Origin of the sequence: Streptomyces sp. NPDC012935 (genome assembly GCF_042900345.1) — a bacterium.
GTDB lineage: Bacteria > Actinomycetota > Actinomycetes > Streptomycetales > Streptomycetaceae > Streptomyces.
This window is the reverse complement of record NZ_JBIBBC010000009.1, coordinates 76,457-91,761: the sequence shown is the minus strand read 5'-3', so window position 1 is coordinate 91,761 and position 15,305 is coordinate 76,457. Positions and strand designations below refer to the sequence as shown.

Annotated in this window: 12 protein-coding genes; 7 read left to right on the top strand and 5 right to left on the bottom strand. The window is 70.2% G+C overall.

Going from position 1 to position 15,305, the window contains the following annotated elements; genetic code table 11:
• The first annotated feature begins 27 nt into the window (after window positions 1-27).
• The 5 genes from ACFY5C_RS22555 to ACFY5C_RS22535 all read left to right on the top strand — a co-directional run bounded on the left by ACFY5C_RS22555 (window position 28) and on the right by ACFY5C_RS22535 (window position 6,786).
• On the top strand, window positions 28-705 hold the full coding sequence (locus ACFY5C_RS22555) for a DUF3000 domain-containing protein (protein WP_389446826.1): 678 nt from the start codon (window positions 28-30) through the stop codon (window positions 703-705).
• Between the two features lie 319 nt (window positions 706-1,024).
• Window positions 1,025-1,687, top strand: a complete 663-nt coding sequence (locus ACFY5C_RS22550) for a response regulator transcription factor (RefSeq protein ID WP_003997051.1) — start codon at window positions 1,025-1,027, stop codon at window positions 1,685-1,687.
• A gap of 178 nt (window positions 1,688-1,865) precedes the next feature.
• Window positions 1,866-3,146: an HRDC domain-containing protein gene (locus ACFY5C_RS22545; protein WP_389446825.1), complete on the top strand. Its 1,281-nt coding sequence runs from the start codon at window positions 1,866-1,868 to the stop codon at window positions 3,144-3,146.
• A gap of 287 nt (window positions 3,147-3,433) precedes the next feature.
• The gene (locus tag ACFY5C_RS22540) at window positions 3,434-4,660 is read left to right on the top strand and encodes a thiolase family protein (RefSeq protein ID WP_389446823.1); all 1,227 of its coding nucleotides are present in this window, start codon (window positions 3,434-3,436) and stop codon (window positions 4,658-4,660) included.
• Window positions 4,657-6,786, top strand: a complete 2,130-nt coding sequence (locus ACFY5C_RS22535; RefSeq protein WP_389446821.1) for a 3-hydroxyacyl-CoA dehydrogenase NAD-binding domain-containing protein — start codon at window positions 4,657-4,659, stop codon at window positions 6,784-6,786. Before ACFY5C_RS22540 ends, ACFY5C_RS22535 begins: the two co-directional genes overlap by 4 nt.
• Before the next feature lie 134 nt (window positions 6,787-6,920).
• On the opposite strand, the gene ACFY5C_RS22530 is transcribed toward ACFY5C_RS22535, so the two are convergent.
• Entirely contained in the window at window positions 6,921-7,937 is a 1,017-nt protein-coding gene (locus ACFY5C_RS22530; protein WP_389446819.1) for a hypothetical protein, read from the bottom strand.
• Window positions 7,938-8,032: 95 nt separating this feature from the next.
• Between ACFY5C_RS22530 and ACFY5C_RS22525 the strand changes: the two genes are divergently transcribed.
• Window positions 8,033-8,926: an NAD(P)-dependent oxidoreductase gene (locus ACFY5C_RS22525; RefSeq protein WP_389446817.1), complete on the top strand. Its 894-nt coding sequence runs from the start codon at window positions 8,033-8,035 to the stop codon at window positions 8,924-8,926.
• Window positions 8,927-8,945: 19 nt separating this feature from the next.
• On the top strand, window positions 8,946-9,353 hold the full coding sequence (locus ACFY5C_RS22520; RefSeq protein WP_389446815.1) for an NTP pyrophosphohydrolase: 408 nt from the start codon (window positions 8,946-8,948) through the stop codon (window positions 9,351-9,353).
• Between the two features lie 39 nt (window positions 9,354-9,392).
• Here the strand turns inward: ACFY5C_RS22520 and ACFY5C_RS22515 are convergent, their stop codons facing one another.
• The 4 genes from ACFY5C_RS22515 to ACFY5C_RS22500 all read right to left on the bottom strand — a co-directional run bounded on the left by ACFY5C_RS22515 (window position 9,393) and on the right by ACFY5C_RS22500 (window position 15,291).
• The gene (locus ACFY5C_RS22515) at window positions 9,393-10,916 is read right to left on the bottom strand and encodes an amino acid permease (RefSeq protein ID WP_389446813.1); all 1,524 of its coding nucleotides are present in this window, start codon (window positions 10,914-10,916) and stop codon (window positions 9,393-9,395) included.
• Between the two features lie 144 nt (window positions 10,917-11,060).
• On the bottom strand, window positions 11,061-13,025 hold the full coding sequence (dxs, locus tag ACFY5C_RS22510; RefSeq protein ID WP_389446811.1) for a 1-deoxy-D-xylulose-5-phosphate synthase: 1,965 nt from the start codon (window positions 13,023-13,025) through the stop codon (window positions 11,061-11,063).
• 185 nt (window positions 13,026-13,210) lie between these two features.
• Window positions 13,211-14,503 (bottom strand): sugar ABC transporter permease, encoded by a 1,293-nt coding sequence (locus tag ACFY5C_RS22505; protein ID WP_389446809.1) that lies wholly within the window; start codon window positions 14,501-14,503, stop codon window positions 13,211-13,213.
• Complete coding sequence (locus tag ACFY5C_RS22500; RefSeq protein ID WP_328878578.1) at window positions 14,500-15,291, bottom strand: ATP-binding cassette domain-containing protein; 792 nt, start codon at window positions 15,289-15,291, stop codon at window positions 14,500-14,502. Before ACFY5C_RS22500 ends, ACFY5C_RS22505 begins: the two co-directional genes overlap by 4 nt.
• Between the last annotated feature and the right edge of the window lie 14 nt (window positions 15,292-15,305).

Here is a 15,305-nt window from a genome sequence, read left to right as displayed (position 1 = left end):
GCGCCGGTTCCCTTTAATCTTCCCGGCATGGCTGCGGCTCAGGGAAGACTGTCGGACGGCAGTGGCGGAATGGATGAGGCGAGGGACAACGGGGAGGCGGACCGGCATTCGAGCAGTACGGCTCCACCGGCGTTCCGCGCCGCGGTCGACGCCCTGCGCAGCAGCCGGCTGCGGCCGCAGATCGAGGTCGAGCAGACCAAGGCGCCCCAGCGCCTGGCTCCGTACGCGTACGCGCTGGAGGCCACCGTCGTCGACGGCGACCACGACCTGGCCGACGGCCGCCTGGTGCTGCTGCACGACCCGGCGGGCCACGACGCCTGGCGGGGCACCTTCCGGCTGGTGACCCTGGTGCGGGCGGAGCTGGAGGCGGAGATGGCCGTCGACCCGCTGCTGCCCGACGTGTGCTGGTCCTGGCTGACCGGCGCGCTCCAGGCGCGGGGGCTGTCGTACGGCGAACCGAGCGGCACCGTCACGCGGGCGAGCTCCCACTACTTCGGCGGGCTGTCCGAGCGTCCGGCGTCCTCACAGATCGAGATCCGCGCCTCGTGGACGCCACGCGAGGGCCTCGGCGGCGTTCCGGACACCTCGGCCCACCTGACGTCGTGGTGCGATCTGCTCGCACAGGTCGCTGGGCTGCCCCCGGCGGGCCCGGGGGACGCGTCGGTGGTGACGCTGCCACAGCGGCGGGACCCGCAGTCCCGCTGACCGTCGTCGTCGGCCCCCTGACCCACCGTCGACCCAATAACCCCAACCGACCCTGCGGCCGTCACTTGCTGTGACGGCTCCTCGTTGTGATCACCACGCGCGGTGACCGCCACCGACTTGACCGTCACTTTGTCGATACGGCCACTTTCGGTCAGGAACCGCCCTTGATCGAGCCGATTTCCTCGCCAGTCGATCGACCGTGTGTCTGAATTGCCCCGATTGTTACTCACTAAATCGTGATCTTTCTCTAAAGGGCCACGGGTTTGGTGCCGAAGACGACTGTGACCTTGAAAGCCGTCCCCGCACCCCAGGAGGCCTGGTGTCCGTTCTCCTCGAGCAGCCCGCAAGCCTGGTCGCCTACCGCCCGAACAAGCCGACCGCCATGGTGGTCGTGGCCGATCCCCGCGTCCGCTCCACCGTCACCCGTCATCTCTGGGCGCTCGGTGTGCGCGACGTCATCGAGGCCTCGTCCATCGCGGAGGCTCGTCCCCGCATCGGCAACCCCCGCGACATCTGCGTCGCCGACGTCCACCTGCCCGACGGATCCGGCCTCACCCTCCTGTCCGAGACCCGCGCCGCGGGTTGGCCCAACGGCCTCGCTCTCTCCGCCGCCGACGACATCGGCGCCGTACGCAACGCCCTCGCCGGCGGTGTGAAGGGTTACGTCGTCACCGGCACCCGCACCAACGTCGGGCTCCCCACCCGGCCCGGTGCCGCCCCCATCGGCGCTGCCGCAGCCCGTATGCACCGTCGCCACCCGGGTGCCCCGAGCCACCCGGGCGGCTACCGCGAGCTGTCCGGTCGCGAGGTCGAGGTACTGCGGCTGGTGGCGGAGGGCCAGTCGAACAAGGCGATCGGCGTCTCGATGGGCCTGTCCGCCCTGACCGTCAAGAGCCACCTCGCCCGCATCGCCCGCAAGCTCGGGACCGGTGACCGTGCCGGAATGGTCGCCGTGGCCCTGCGGACGGGCATCATCCACTGAACTCAATGAACACTTGATCATTCACTGACGTGAACGGGATCGATCGCTGATCCCGCCCGCGTCCCCTATCTGTCGTGGACCGGAACCTTCACGTGGCTGACTGGTTTACGACCCTCAGGCGCCCGCCGACGGAACGTTCCGTCGGCGGGCGCTGTCCATACACAGATACCCTTGACATGTGACCGACGCCCAAGAGACCGCAGCAGACAGTTCACTGCGAACCACCGGAGGCGCCCCTCCGGAAGACGACGGGTCTTCTGTTACGGAGGCGCCGATCCCCTTGCTGGAGCCCCGCGAGGGCATTCCGCCCGTGATCGCCGACGAGGACGCGCTCGCTGAAGTGATCGCCGCCTTCGGCGCCGGCTCCGGCCCCGTGGCCGTCGACGCCGAACGCGCGTCCGGGTACCGATACGGCCAGCGTGCCTATCTCGTCCAGCTGCGCCGCGCGGGCGCGGGGTCCGCGCTGATCGACCCCGTGGCCTGTCCCGACCTGTCGGGACTCGGCGAGGCGCTGTCCGGCGTCGAATGGGTGCTGCACGCGGCCACCCAGGATCTGCCCTGTCTGCGCGAGATAGGCATGGTGCCGACCCTGCTGTTCGACACCGAGCTGGCCGGGCGGCTCGCCGGTTTCCCGAGAGTCGGCCTGGGCGCGATGGTCGAAGGTGTGCTCGGGTTCGTGCTGGAGAAGGGTCACTCGGCCGTCGACTGGTCGACGCGGCCGCTGCCGGAGCCGTGGCTGCGGTATGCGGCGCTGGATGTCGAGCTCCTCGTGGATCTGCGCGACGCGCTGGAGAAGGAGCTGGACCGGCAGGGGAAGCTGGAGTGGGCGCGGCAGGAGTTCGAGGCGATCGCGGCCGCGCCGCCCGCGGAGCCGCGCAAGGATCCGTGGCGGCGGACGTCCGGGATGCACAAGGTGCGGCGGCGTCGGCAGCTGGGCGTCGTGCGGGAGCTGTGGCAGACGCGGGACCGTATCGCCCAGAAGCGGGATGTCTCGCCCGGCAAGGTGCTCTCGGACGCGGCCATCGTGGAGGCCGCGCTCGCCCTGCCGGTCAATGTGCACGCTCTCACCGCGCTGAACGGGTTCGGGCATCGCATGGGGCGGCGGCAGCTGGAGCAGTGGCAGGCCGCCGTCGATCGTGCGAGGGCTCTGACCGAGTCGCAGCTGCCGGCACCGGGGCAGCCGGTGACCGGGCCGCCGCCGCCGCGCGCCTGGGCCGACAAGGACCCTGCTGCCGCGGCCCGGCTCTCCGCGGCTCGCGCCGCCGTGTCCGCGCTGGCCGAGCAGCTCAACATGCCGCAGGAGAACCTGATCACGCCGGACACCGTGCGGCGGGTCTGCTGGGAGCCGCCGAAGGTCGTCGACGCCGAGTCGGTCGCGGAGGCGCTGGCCGGTTACGGGGCTCGGGCCTGGCAGGTCGAGCAGGTCACGCCGATGCTGGTTGCTGCTCTGTCCGCCTAGCAGCGCCTCATCTGGTCGCCCCCTGCGGAACAGCGGCGTCGAGATCACGCCAAGATCCTCAGACGCCGCATGGGGACCGGAATGCCGGAGTAGGTGCCGGCGATGAGTCATGACGGGCAGGGGTTCGAGGCGGAGGTGGCTCGGACGACTCTCGGGATGTGACCTTCGCCGCTCCCCCCTCCAGGACTGTGCAGCTACGTTACTCATAAGTAGCATGGGCCTGAGCGCGCGCTCAGCGCTTGCGCAGCGCAGCAGTGCAGATCCCGCACCTCTGGAGGAGAGCCATCGTGCCTCGTACCGTCAGGGACGTCGTCTTCGTCGACGGCGTCCGCACCCCGTTCGGCAAGGCGGGCCCGAAGGGCATCTACCACGAGACCCGCGCCGACGACCTCGTCGTGAAGGCGATCCGGGAGCTGCTGCGCCGCAACCCCGGTCTCGACCCGAAGGAGATCGACGAGGTCGCCATCGCCGCGACCACGCAGATCGGTGACCAGGGCCTCACCCTCGGCCGCACGGCCGGCATCCTCGCGGGCCTCCCGCAGTCGGTGCCCGGCTACTCCATCGACCGTATGTGCGCCGGCGCCCTGACCGCCGTGACGTCCGTCGCCGGTTCGATCGCCTTCGGTGCCTACGACGCCGTCATCGCCGGTGGAGTCGAGCACATGGGCCGCCACCCGATGGGCGAGGGCGTGGACCCCAACCCGCGCTTCGTCAGCGAGAAGCTGGTCGACGAGTCGGCGCTGTTCATGGGCATGACCGCCGAGAACCTGCACGACCGCTACCCGACGATCACCAAGCAGCGCGCCGACGAGTACGCGGTGCGTTCGCAGGAGAAGGCCGCCAAGGCTTACGCCAACGGCAAGATCCAGCAGGACCTGGTGCCGGTCTCCGTGCGCCGGACGAACGCCGAGGCCGGTGAGACGGGCTGGGGCCTGGTCACCGCCGACGAGCCGATGCGTCCGGGTACGACCCTGGAGAGCCTGTCCGGCCTCAAGACCCCGTTCCGCGTCCACGGCCGGGTCACCGCCGGTAACGCGGCCGGTCTGAACGACGGCGCCACGGCGTCGATCATCGCGAGCGAGGACTTCGCCCGCGAGAACAACCTGCCGGTGAAGATGCGCCTCGTCTCGTACGCCTTCGCGGGCGTCGAGCCCGAGGTCATGGGCTACGGCCCGATCCCGGCGACCGAGAAGGCCCTCGCCAAGGCCAGCCTGTCGATCGAGGACATCAATCTCTTCGAGATCAACGAGGCCTTCGCCGTCCAGGTGCTCGCCTTCCTGGAGCACTACGGCATCGCCGACGACGACGCGCGCGTCAACCAGTACGGCGGCGCCATCGCCTACGGCCACCCGCTCGCCTCCTCCGGCGTCCGCCTGATGACGCAGCTGGCCCGCCAGTTCGAGGAGCAGCCGGAGGTCCGCTACGGCCTGACGACCATGTGCGTCGGCTTCGGCATGGGCGCGACGGTCATCTGGGAGAACCCGCACTTCGAAAACGCCGGAGGCAGCAAGTGAGCACCACCGCTGAGCTTTTGAAGGGTGCGGCCGAGCTGTTCCCCGACGAGGTCGTGACGTCCGCGCACGTACGCCACCTCGACCTGCCGTACGGCGCCGGGCGTTTCGCGCTCATCACGCTGGACAACGGCTTCGACCACACCAAGCCGACCACCTTCGGCCCGCAGTCGCTGGCCAACCTCGACAGGGCCATCGACCAGGTCGAGGCGGAGGCCGCGGCCGGCGACATCGTCGGCGTCGGCATCACCGGCAAGCCGTTCATCTTCGCCGTCGGCGCCGACCTCAAGGGCGTCGAGCTCCTCAAGGAGCACAAGGACGCGCTCGCCATCGGCAAGGGCGGCCACGAGGTCTTCAAGCGCCTCGCCGGTATCGCGGTCCCGACCTTCGCGTACTACAACGGCGCCGCGATGGGCGGCGGCGTCGAGGTCGGTCTGCACTGCAAGTACCGGACCGTCTCCAAGGCACTCCCGGCCTTCTCGCTCCCCGAGGTCTTCCTCGGCCTGGTGCCCGGCTGGGGCGGCTGCACGATCCTGCCGAACCTGATCGGCGCCGACAAGGCAGTCTCGGTGATCATCGAGAACAGCCTCAACCAGAACAAGCAGCTCAAGGGCCAGCAGGTCTTCGACCTGGGTATCGCCGACGCCATCTTCGAGGGCGCCGACTTCCTGGAGCAGTCGCTGATCTGGACCGCCCAGGTGCTGAAGGGCGACGTCGAGGTCGAGCGCCCGGTGATCGACCGCGGTGAGGCCTGGGACCAGGCCGTCGCCAAGGGCCGTTTCATCGCGGACTCCAAGGTGCACGGGGCCGCTCCGGCCGCCTACCGCGCCCTCGACATCATCGCCGCCGCCAAGAACGGCGACCTGCAGCAGGGCTACGACGCCGAGGACAAGGCGCTCGCCGACCTGATCATGGGCGGCGAACTGCGCTCCGGCATCTACGCCTTCAACCTGGTCCAGAAGCGCGGCAAGCGCCCGGCCGGCGCCCCGGACAAGAACCTGGCCCGCCCGGTCACCAAGGTCGGCGTGGTCGGCGCGGGCCTGATGGCCTCGCAGCTGGCGCTGCTCTTCCTGCGCCGCCTGGAGGTGCCGGTCGTCCTGACCGACATCGACCAGGAGCGCGTCGACAAGGGTGTGGGCTACGTCCACGCCGAGATCGAGAAGCTGCTCGGCAAGGGCCGTATCAACCAGGACAAGGCCAACCGCCTGAAGGCCCTGGTCAGCGGTGTGCTGGACAAGGCCGAGGGCTTCGCGGACGCGGACTTCATCATCGAGGCCGTGTTCGAGGAGATCGGCGTCAAGCAGACGGTGTTCGCGGAGGTCGAGGCGGTCGCCCCGGCGCACGCGATCCTCGCCACCAACACCTCCTCGCTGTCGGTCTCCGAGATGGCGTCGAAGCTGAAGAACCCCGAGCGGGTCGTCGGCTTCCACTTCTTCAACCCGGTCGCGGTCCTGCCGCTCCTTGAGATCGTCCGCGGCGAGAAGACGGACGACGCCTCCCTGGCCACGGCCTTCGCCGTCGCCAAGAAGCTGAAGAAGACCGCGGTCCTGACGAAGGACGCCCCGGCGTTCGTCGTGAACCGCATCCTCACCCGCTTCATGGGCGAGATCCAGAACGTCATCGACGAGGGCACGCCGGTCGAGGTCGCCGAGAAGGCCATCGAGCCGCTCGGTCTGCCGATGTCGCCGCTGGTGCTGCTGGAGCTGGTCGGTCCCGCGATCGGTCTGCACGTCTCCGAGACCCTCAACCGGTCCTTCCCGGACCGCTTCACGGTCTCCCCGAACCTCGCGGCCGTCGTCAAGGCGGGCAAGCGCGGCTTCTACGTCTACGACAGCGGCAAGCCGGAGCTGGACCCGGAGGTCGCCGCGCTGCTGAAGCAGGGCGACTCCGTCCTCACCGAGGAGCAGGTCCGCGAGCGCGTCCTCGACGCCGTCGCGCAGGAGATCGGGCTCATGCTCGACGAGGGCGTCGTCGCCGAGGCCCAGGACATCGACCTGTGCCTGATCACGGGTGCCGGCTGGCCCTTCCACCTGGGCGGCATCACGCCGTACCTCGACCGTGAGGGTGTCTCCGAGCGCGTCAACGGCAAGAAGTTCCTGGCGCCGGGCGTGGCGTCGGTTCCGGCGTAACCCCGACTCGTACGCCAGAAAGGGCCCCTGCTCCGGCAGGGGCCCTTTCGCGTGGGTGGGGGCTGTTCGCGGGGGTGGCAGCCGTTCGCGGGGATGGCAGCCGTTCGCGTAGGTGGGGGTCAGGCCTCCCGGGGTCAGACTTCTCGCCAGGCCTCCAGCGCCAGCCCGGGCTCCTCCTTGCGCCGCGTGATCAGCAGCTGCCCGGTCGACGGCGACATGGTGGCCGCCACCACCCGCTCGTCCTCGTCCAGCGCCAGCGCCACCACGGCGTCGGACGCGAGCGGCGGTCCCGATTCCGTCCACCACGCCCCCGCCGACTCCTGCTCCGTCGGATACGCGGCGAAGGCGACGCGCCCGCTCGCCGAGCGCTGGGCGAGCAACGTGCAGTCGTGGCCGTCGAGTTCACAGCGGATCACGGAGACCGAGCCGGGGCCGGCGGACGCCAGCAACGTGACCGGCTTGGTGCCGGGGCGCCAGGCGCACAGGTCGCCGGAGTCGTCCGCGTAGAAGAGCGTGGTGTGCTCGGCGGAGGTGGCGAGGGCGCGGAGCGTGCCCGGGCGCACCGGGGTCTCCATCGCCTCCTCCAGGACCGGGACGGCGCCCGGACTCTCCTGCCGCCAGTGCAGGATGGCTCCGGGGACGGCCGCGTACAGCTCGACGAGCCCGGACTCCCCCGTCACGGCGGCCAGCCGCTCGTCGACCTCACGCCCCTTGAGGTCACGCCACGGGCCCCAGCCGCCCACCGCCTTCTGGCCGAGCATGCTCACCCCGCCCCCCTTGTTGCGGACGAAGACATGGCAGCGCCCCTGCGCGTCGACCGTGACGGCCGGCATGCCCGTGCGGTCGCCGGTCCGGTTCGGGTGGCCGATGGGGATCCAGTCCAGCGCGGCGAGGCGCGGGCGGAAGTGCGTGGAATGCACGAGGCCCGCCTCGCCCGGCTTGGTGGGTCGCCAGGCCGCCAGATGGGCGTAGCAGTCGGCGCCCTGGCCGACCGCGGGGCCGGGGCGCAGCTGCTGCTCGCCGCCGAGCCGACGCGGGGGTTCCCAGGGGCCGCCGGGTCCGAGTTCCGCCCGGCACAGGACGGCGTCGTCGGTCGGCAGATAGACACTGAGGCGGCCGTCGCGGCCGCGGATGAGCCAGTCGCCGTTCACCGGTTCACTCTATTCGGGGGCGTGCGGACGGCGTGCCCCGACCCCGGGCAAGCTGGATCACAGCAACGTCCGCACGAGAACAGGAAGTCGACGTCATGACCGACAAGCTCACCGTGAGCGTCCTGGGCACCGGCATCATGGGCGCCGCGATGGCCCGCAACCTCGTCAAGGCGGGGCACACCGTCCGCGCCTGGAACCGCACCCGCACCAAGGCCGAACCCCTGGTCGCCGACGGCGCCCTCGTCACCGACACCCCCGCCGAGGCGGTCCGCGGCGCCGACGTCGTCCTGACCATGCTGTACGACAGTCCCGCGACGCTGGACGTCATGCGGGACGCGGCGCCCGCACTGCGCTCCGGTGCCGTCTGGGTGCAGTCGACGACCGCCGGCATCGAGGGGATCGCCGACCTGGCCGCCTTCGCCCGCGACCACGGCCTGGTCTTCTACGACGCCCCGGTGCTCGGCACCCGCCAGCCCGCCGAGGCCGGTCAGCTCACCGTCCTGGCGGCGGGGCCCGTCAAGGGACGTGAGACGGTGACGCCGGTGTTCGACGCCGTCGGCGCCCGTACGGTATGGACCGGCGAGGACGGCGGGGCCGGCAGTGCGACGCGGCTGAAGCTGGTCGCCAACAGCTGGGTGCTCGCGGTGACGAACGCCGCCGGTGAGGTGCTGGCGCTGTCCAAGGCGCTGGATGTGGATCCGCAGCGGTTCTTCGAGGTGATCGACGGGGGTCCGCTCGACATGGGGTATCTGCGGGCCAAGACCGGCCTGGTGCTGAACGGAGGGCTGACCCCGGCCCAGTTCGCGGTGGCCACGGCGGCGAAGGACGCGCGGCTCATCGTGGCGGCGGGCGAGCGGAACGGCGTACGCCTGGATGTGGCTGCGGCGAGCGCGGAGCGGTTCGAGCGGGCCGTTGAACAGGGGCACGGGGACGAGGACATGGCGGCGGCCTACTTCGCCAGCTTCGAGGAGGACAAGGCCTCCGGGTGAGCCGTGCGACCCTTGCCCCATGACTGACGACGTCCCCCCGACCGAAGACGTCCCGCTGCCCGGCGGCGTGCCCCTGCTCGTGGTCGTCGACGCCGCGAACGTCGTCGGGTCGGTGCCCGACGGATGGTGGCGGGACCGGCGGGGGGCCGCGGAGCGGCTGCGGGACCGGCTGGCGGCGGACGGCGTGCCGGGGCGTGCGGGGCCCGTGGAGATCGTGCTCGTGGTCGAGGGGGCCGCCAGGGGCGTGGAGAGCGTGCCGGGGGTGCGGGTGGAGTCGGCTGCCGCGAGCGGCGACGACCACATGGTCGAGCTGGTCGCGCGGGCGGACGGACGGCCCTGCCTGGTGGTGACCGCAGATCGGGAACTGCGGCGGCGCGTGTCCGAGTTGGGGGCGGACGTGGCCGGGCCCCGCACGGTCCGGCCGTAGCCGGCTGCCGTACGGGGCCCCTGCAGACGTCGGTTCCGCCTACGCGGTGTCCCCGGGCTGCCCCTTCTCCACCTCGGCCACTGTCGTCTCCTCGTGCCGTCCGAGGCGGCTGTGGGACCGGCCGTAGAGGAAGTACACGAAGAAGCCGGCGGCCATCCAGATGGCGAACCGCACCCAGGTCTCGGCGGGCAGGTTGATCATCAGCCACAGCGAGGCGCACACCGACAGGATCGGCAGGACCGGCACCCACGGGGTACGGAAGGCCCGGTGCAGGTCGGGGCGGGTCTTGCGGAGGATGATCACGCCGATGGCCACGACCACGAAGGCGAACAGCGTGCCGATGTTCACCAGTGCGGCGAGTTCGGTCAGCGGGGTGAAGCCGGCCAGGACCGCGATGATCACGCCGAGCAGGATCGTCGGCCGGTGCGGGGTCCTGAACCGGGGGTGGACATGCGAGAAGAAGCGGGGCAGCAGTCCGTCCCGGCTCATCGCGAAGAAGACACGGGTCTGGCCGAGGAGCAGGATCATGCAGACCGTCGTCAGGCCGACCGCGGCGCCGAAACTGATGAAGCCCGCGAACCAGGGATGCCCGGTGTCCTTGAACGCGTCGGCGAGCGGGGCGTCCACGGACAGCCGGCTGTAGTGCTGCATGCCCGTGACGACGATCGACACGAGGACGTACAGCGTGGTGCAGATCACGAGTGAGCCGATGATGCCGCGTGGCATGTCGCGCTGCGGGTTCTTGGTCTCCTCGGCCGCCGTGGCCACGACGTCGAAACCGATGAAGGCGAAGAACACGACGGACGCGGCGGTGAAGATGCCCATCACGCCGAAGTTGGACGGGGCCCAGCCGAACATGAGCTGGATCAGCGGGGCGTCGAGATTGCTGGCGGCTTCCACCGTCTGGGTCTTCGGGATGAACGGGTCGTAGTTGTCGGCGTCGATCAGGAACGCACCGGCGATGATCACGGTCAGGACGACGGCCACCTTGATGGCGACGACCAGGGACGTGATCCGTGCGGACAGCTTCATGCCGAGGACGAGGATGAAGGTCAGGACGAGGACGAGCGCGGCGGCGAGGATGTCGAAGCCGAAGGCGTCGGCGCCCTCCCGGCTGCCCAGCGCGTCGGGCATCGTCCAGCCCGCGTTGTCCATGAGCGACTGGATGTAGCCGGACCAGCCGACGGCCACCACCGCCGTCCCGAGCGCGAACTCCAGGACCAGGTCCCAGCCGATGATCCAGGCGGGCAGTTCACCGAGGGAGGCGTACGAGAACGTGTACGCCGACCCGGCGACCGGGAGCGTGGACGCGAACTCGGCGTAGCAGAGCGCGGCCAGCGCGCAGGCGACGCCGGACACGACGAACGCCAGGGCCACCGCGGGCCCGGCGTTGTCCTTGGCGACGGTGCCGGTGAGGACGAAGATGCCGGTGCCGATGATGACACCGACACCGAAGACGGTCAGATCCAGCGCGGACAAGGACTTCTTGAGCGCGTGCTCTGGCTCCTCGGTATCGAGGATGGACTGCTCTACTCTCTTCGTCCGGAAGAGTGTGCTGCTCACGGTCGTACCTCCCACTTGTCGTCCTCGACATGATCGAGAGGGGGCGTGGTACGCCTGCCCCGGCGCGGGGGGATTCACACAGATGGGCCGGTTCCGCCACCGACACGGGTGGCGGAACCGGCCCATCCGGCCGTACCGGTGTTGTCAGTCCCGGGCGGGCTCCACGGAGTCGACGTCGGCCGTCGTCCGGTCGGTGGGGGTCCCCCCGCTCGAGCGAAGCCGAGAGTGGGGGAGGCCGTCCAGCTTGGAGACCAGCCCGGTGACCTGGCGGGCGATGTCGGGTGCGGTGAGGCCGATCTCGGTCAGGACCTCGGCGCGGGACGCGTGGTCGAGGAAGCGCGGCGGGATGCCGAAGTCACGCAGCGGGACGTCGACGCCCGCGTCGCGCAGGGCCTGCGCGACCGCCGAGCCGACGCCGCCGACACGGGAGTTGTCCTCGACGGTGACGACCACGCGGTGCCGCTCGGCGAGCGGGGCCATGGCCTCGTCGACGGGCTTGACCCAGCGCGGGTCGACGACGGTGGTGGTGATGCCCTGCTTGTCGAGCAGACCGGCGATCTCCAGGCACATCGGCGCGAGGGCGCCGACGGAGACGAGCAGCACGTCCGGGGTGTCGGTGCCGGGCTCGCGCAGCACGTCCATGCCGCCGACGCGGCCGACGGCGGGGACGGCGGGGCCGACGGCGCCCTTGGAGAAGCGGACCACGGTCGGCGCGTCCTTGACCTGGACGGCCTCGCGCAGCTGCGCGCGCACCTGGTCGGCGTCGCGCGGGGCGGCGAGCCTGAGGCCGGGCACGACCTGAAGGATCGACATGTCCCACATGCCGTTGTGGGAGGCGCCGTCGGTGCCGGTGACGCCGGCCCGGTCGAGCACGAAGGTGACGCCGCACTTGTGCAGCGCGACGTCCATCAGGACCTGGTCGAAGGCGCGGTTGAGGAAGGTGGCGTAGACGGCGAAGACGGGGTGGACGCCGCCCGTCGCCAGGCCCGCCGCGGACACGGCGCCGTGCTGCTCGGCGATGCCGACGTCGTAGATGCGGTCCGGGAAGGTGTCCGCGAACTTCTTCAGGCCGACGGGCTGCAGCATCGCGGCCGTGATGGCGACGATGTCCTCGCGCTCCTTGCCGAGCTGGACCATCTCGTCGCCGAAGACCGACGTCCAGTCGGCGCCGGAGACCTTGACGGGCAGACCGGTGTCGGGGTGGATGGGGCCGATGCCGTGGAAGCGGTCGGCCTCGTCCTGGAGGGCGGGCTGGTAGCCGCGGCCCTTCTCGGTGAGGCAGTGCACGATGACCGGGCCGCCGAAGCGCTTGGCGCGCGCGAGGGCCGACTCCAGCGCCTCGATGTCGTGTCCGTCGATCGGCCCGACGTACTTCAGCCCGAGGTCCTCGAACATGCCCTGCGGCGCGATGAAGTCCTTGAGGCCCTTCTTGGCGCCGTGCAGCGTCTCGTAGAGGGGCCGGCCGACGACCGGGGTGCGGTCGAGGATCTCCTTGGTGCGGGTCAGGAAGCGCTCGTAGCCGTCGGTCGTGCGCAGGGTCGCAAGGTGGTTCGCGAGGCCGCCGATGGTGGGCGCGTACGACCGCTCGTTGTCGTTGACGACGATGACGAGCGGGCGGTCCTTGGCCTCGGCGATGTTGTTCAGCGCCTCCCAGGCCATACCGCCGGTCAGCGCGCCGTCACCGATGACGGCGACGACGTGGTCGTCGCGTTTGCGCAGCTGGTTGGCTTTGGCGAGACCGTCGGCCCAGCCGAGGACCGTGGACGCGTGGCTGTTCTCGATGACGTCGTGCTCGGACTCGGCCTGCGAGGGGTAGCCGGACAAGCCGCCCTTCATCTTCAGCCGGCTGAAGTCCTGACGGCCGGTGAGCAGCTTGTGGACGTAGGACTGGTGGCCGGTGTCCCAGAGCACCTTGTCCTTGGGCGAGTCGAAGACCCGGTGCAGGGCGATGGTCAGCTCCACCACACCGAGGTTGGGGCCGAGGTGGCCGCCGGTCTTGGAAACCGCCTCGACGAGGAAGGTCCGGATCTCCTCGGCCAGCTGGTCCAGCTGCTCAGGGCTGAGCCGGTCCAGATCGCGCGGTCCCGTGATGCGGGTCAGCAGCGGCACCCGTGCCTCCTTGCAGTAGAGCTGTTGCCGGGCTTGTCGAGTCTAATGTTCCGCTCAGGCGGAAGGTTCCCGGCCCACCCGTCGTGGGCCATGCGATCGGCTGTACCCAATTTGTGCCGTTCCTACGACATGACTGTGCCCGGCACCGCCATTGGTGCCGGGCACAGGACCTGTGCGCGAGGGTGCTATGCGCGACCCGCGGTCTTCTGCGTCTTACGGGTGATCGAGTCGATCACGACCGTCGTGAGCAGGACACCGGCGGTGATCATGTACTTCACCGGCTCGGCGATGGACTCCAGCTGCAGGCCGTACTGGATCGAGACGATCACCAGCACACCGAGCAGCGCGTTCCAGGTGCGGCCGCGTCCACCGAACAGGGACGTACCACCGATGACGGCCGCCGCGATGGCGTTCATCAGCAGGTCACCGGTACCGGCGCTCTGGTTGGCGGAGGCGATCTTCGAGGCCAGGAACAGGCCACCGATCGCGGCGAACCCGCCCGAGATCGCGAACACGGTGATCCGCACCATGGTGACGTTGATGCCCGCACGACGCGAGGCCTCGACGCTGCCACCGAGGGCGAAGACCTTTCGGCCGTACGAGGTACGCCGCAGCAGGAAGTCCGTACCCACCAGGAACACCAGGAAGATCACCGTGGCCAGCGGCAGGCCCTTGTACTGGTTGTACATGACCGCCGCGGCGAAGGAGACGACGCCCAGCAGTGCCGTCCGCATGATCGTGTCGCTCATCGGGCGGAACGGGATGCCCGCGGCCTGACGGCGGCGGTTGCCCAGGAACGAGGTGATGAAGAACACCGCGGTCACCACGGCCGCCAGGCCGTACGCGGCCGCCACGTCCGTGAAGAAGTACGTCGTCAGCTTGCCGATCAGACCGTCGCTGTCGAGGTTGATCGTGCCGTTCTCGCCCAGTGTCTGGAGCATGAAGCCGAGCCAGAACAGCAGACCGGCCAGCGTCACGGCGAACGCGGGAGCGCCGAGCACCGCGAAGAAGAAGCCGTGCGCCGCGCCGATGACGGCACCCGCCGCGACGGCGATGAGCACGGCCGCCCACTCGGGCCAGCCCTGGTTCACCGCGAGGACGGCCGCGATCGCGCTGGACGCGCCGCTGACCGAGCCGACGGAGAGGTCGATCTCGCCGAGCAGCAGCACGAAGACGATGCCGACGGAGATCATGCCCGTGCCGACCATCGTGACGGTGATGTCGCTGATGTTCTGCGCGGACAGGAAGGCCGAGTTCAGGCTCTGGAAGATCACGCAGATGGCGACCAGGCCGAGGATGACCGGCAGGGAGCCCAGCTCACCGGCCTTCAGCTTGCGCCGGAACTCGGTGACGTAGCCGGCCAGACCCTGCTCCTGCACGAGCAGGCGGGGGTCGACGGCGGTCACCGCGGCCGCGGCGGCCTCGGTGTTGAGAACCTCGTGGTCCTGCGACGTCGTGGAGGTCTTGTCGATGCTCACTTGGAAACCTCCCCGTTCGTGCGCGCCGCACGGCGGGTCACGGCGTTCTCGGTGGCGCCGGTGATGGCGGAGATGATCTCCTCCTGCGAGGTCGTCTTGACCTCGAAGACGCCGTTGTTGCGGCCGAGCCGCAGCACGGCGACCTTGTCCGCGACTGCCTTGACGTCGGCCATGTTGTGGCTGATGAGGATCACGGCGTGCCCGCGCTCGCGCAGCCGCTCGACCAGGTCGAGGACCTGGGCGGTCTGCTCGACGCCGAGGGCGGCGGTGGGCTCGTCGAGGATGACCAGCTTGGGCTCGCCGAGCATGGAACGCGCGATGGCCACGGTCTGGCGCTGACCGCCCGAGAGCGAGGCGATCGGGATACGCACGCTGGGGATGCGGATCGACAGCGTCTGGAGCAGCTCCAGCGAGCGGCGCTCCATCTCGACCTCGTCGAGGACACCGCGCTTCTTCAGCTCGCGGCCCAGGAAGAGGTTGCCGACGACGTCGATGTTGTCGCACAGCGCGAGGTCCTGGTAGACCGTCGCGATGCCCAGGCTCTGGGCGTCGTGCGGCCGGTTGATCTGGACGGACTTGCCGTCCCACTCGATGACGCCCTCATCGATGGGGTGCACGCCGGCGATCGTCTTGACCAGCGTGGACTTTCCGGCGCCGTTGTCGCCCACCAGGGCGACCACTTCACCGGCGTGGACCTCAAGCTCTACGTCGGTGAGCGCCTGAACGGCACCGAACCGCTTGGAGACCCCGCGCAACGCCAGCACGGGCGTAGCGGACACGTGAACCATCTCCTTCGCCGCCT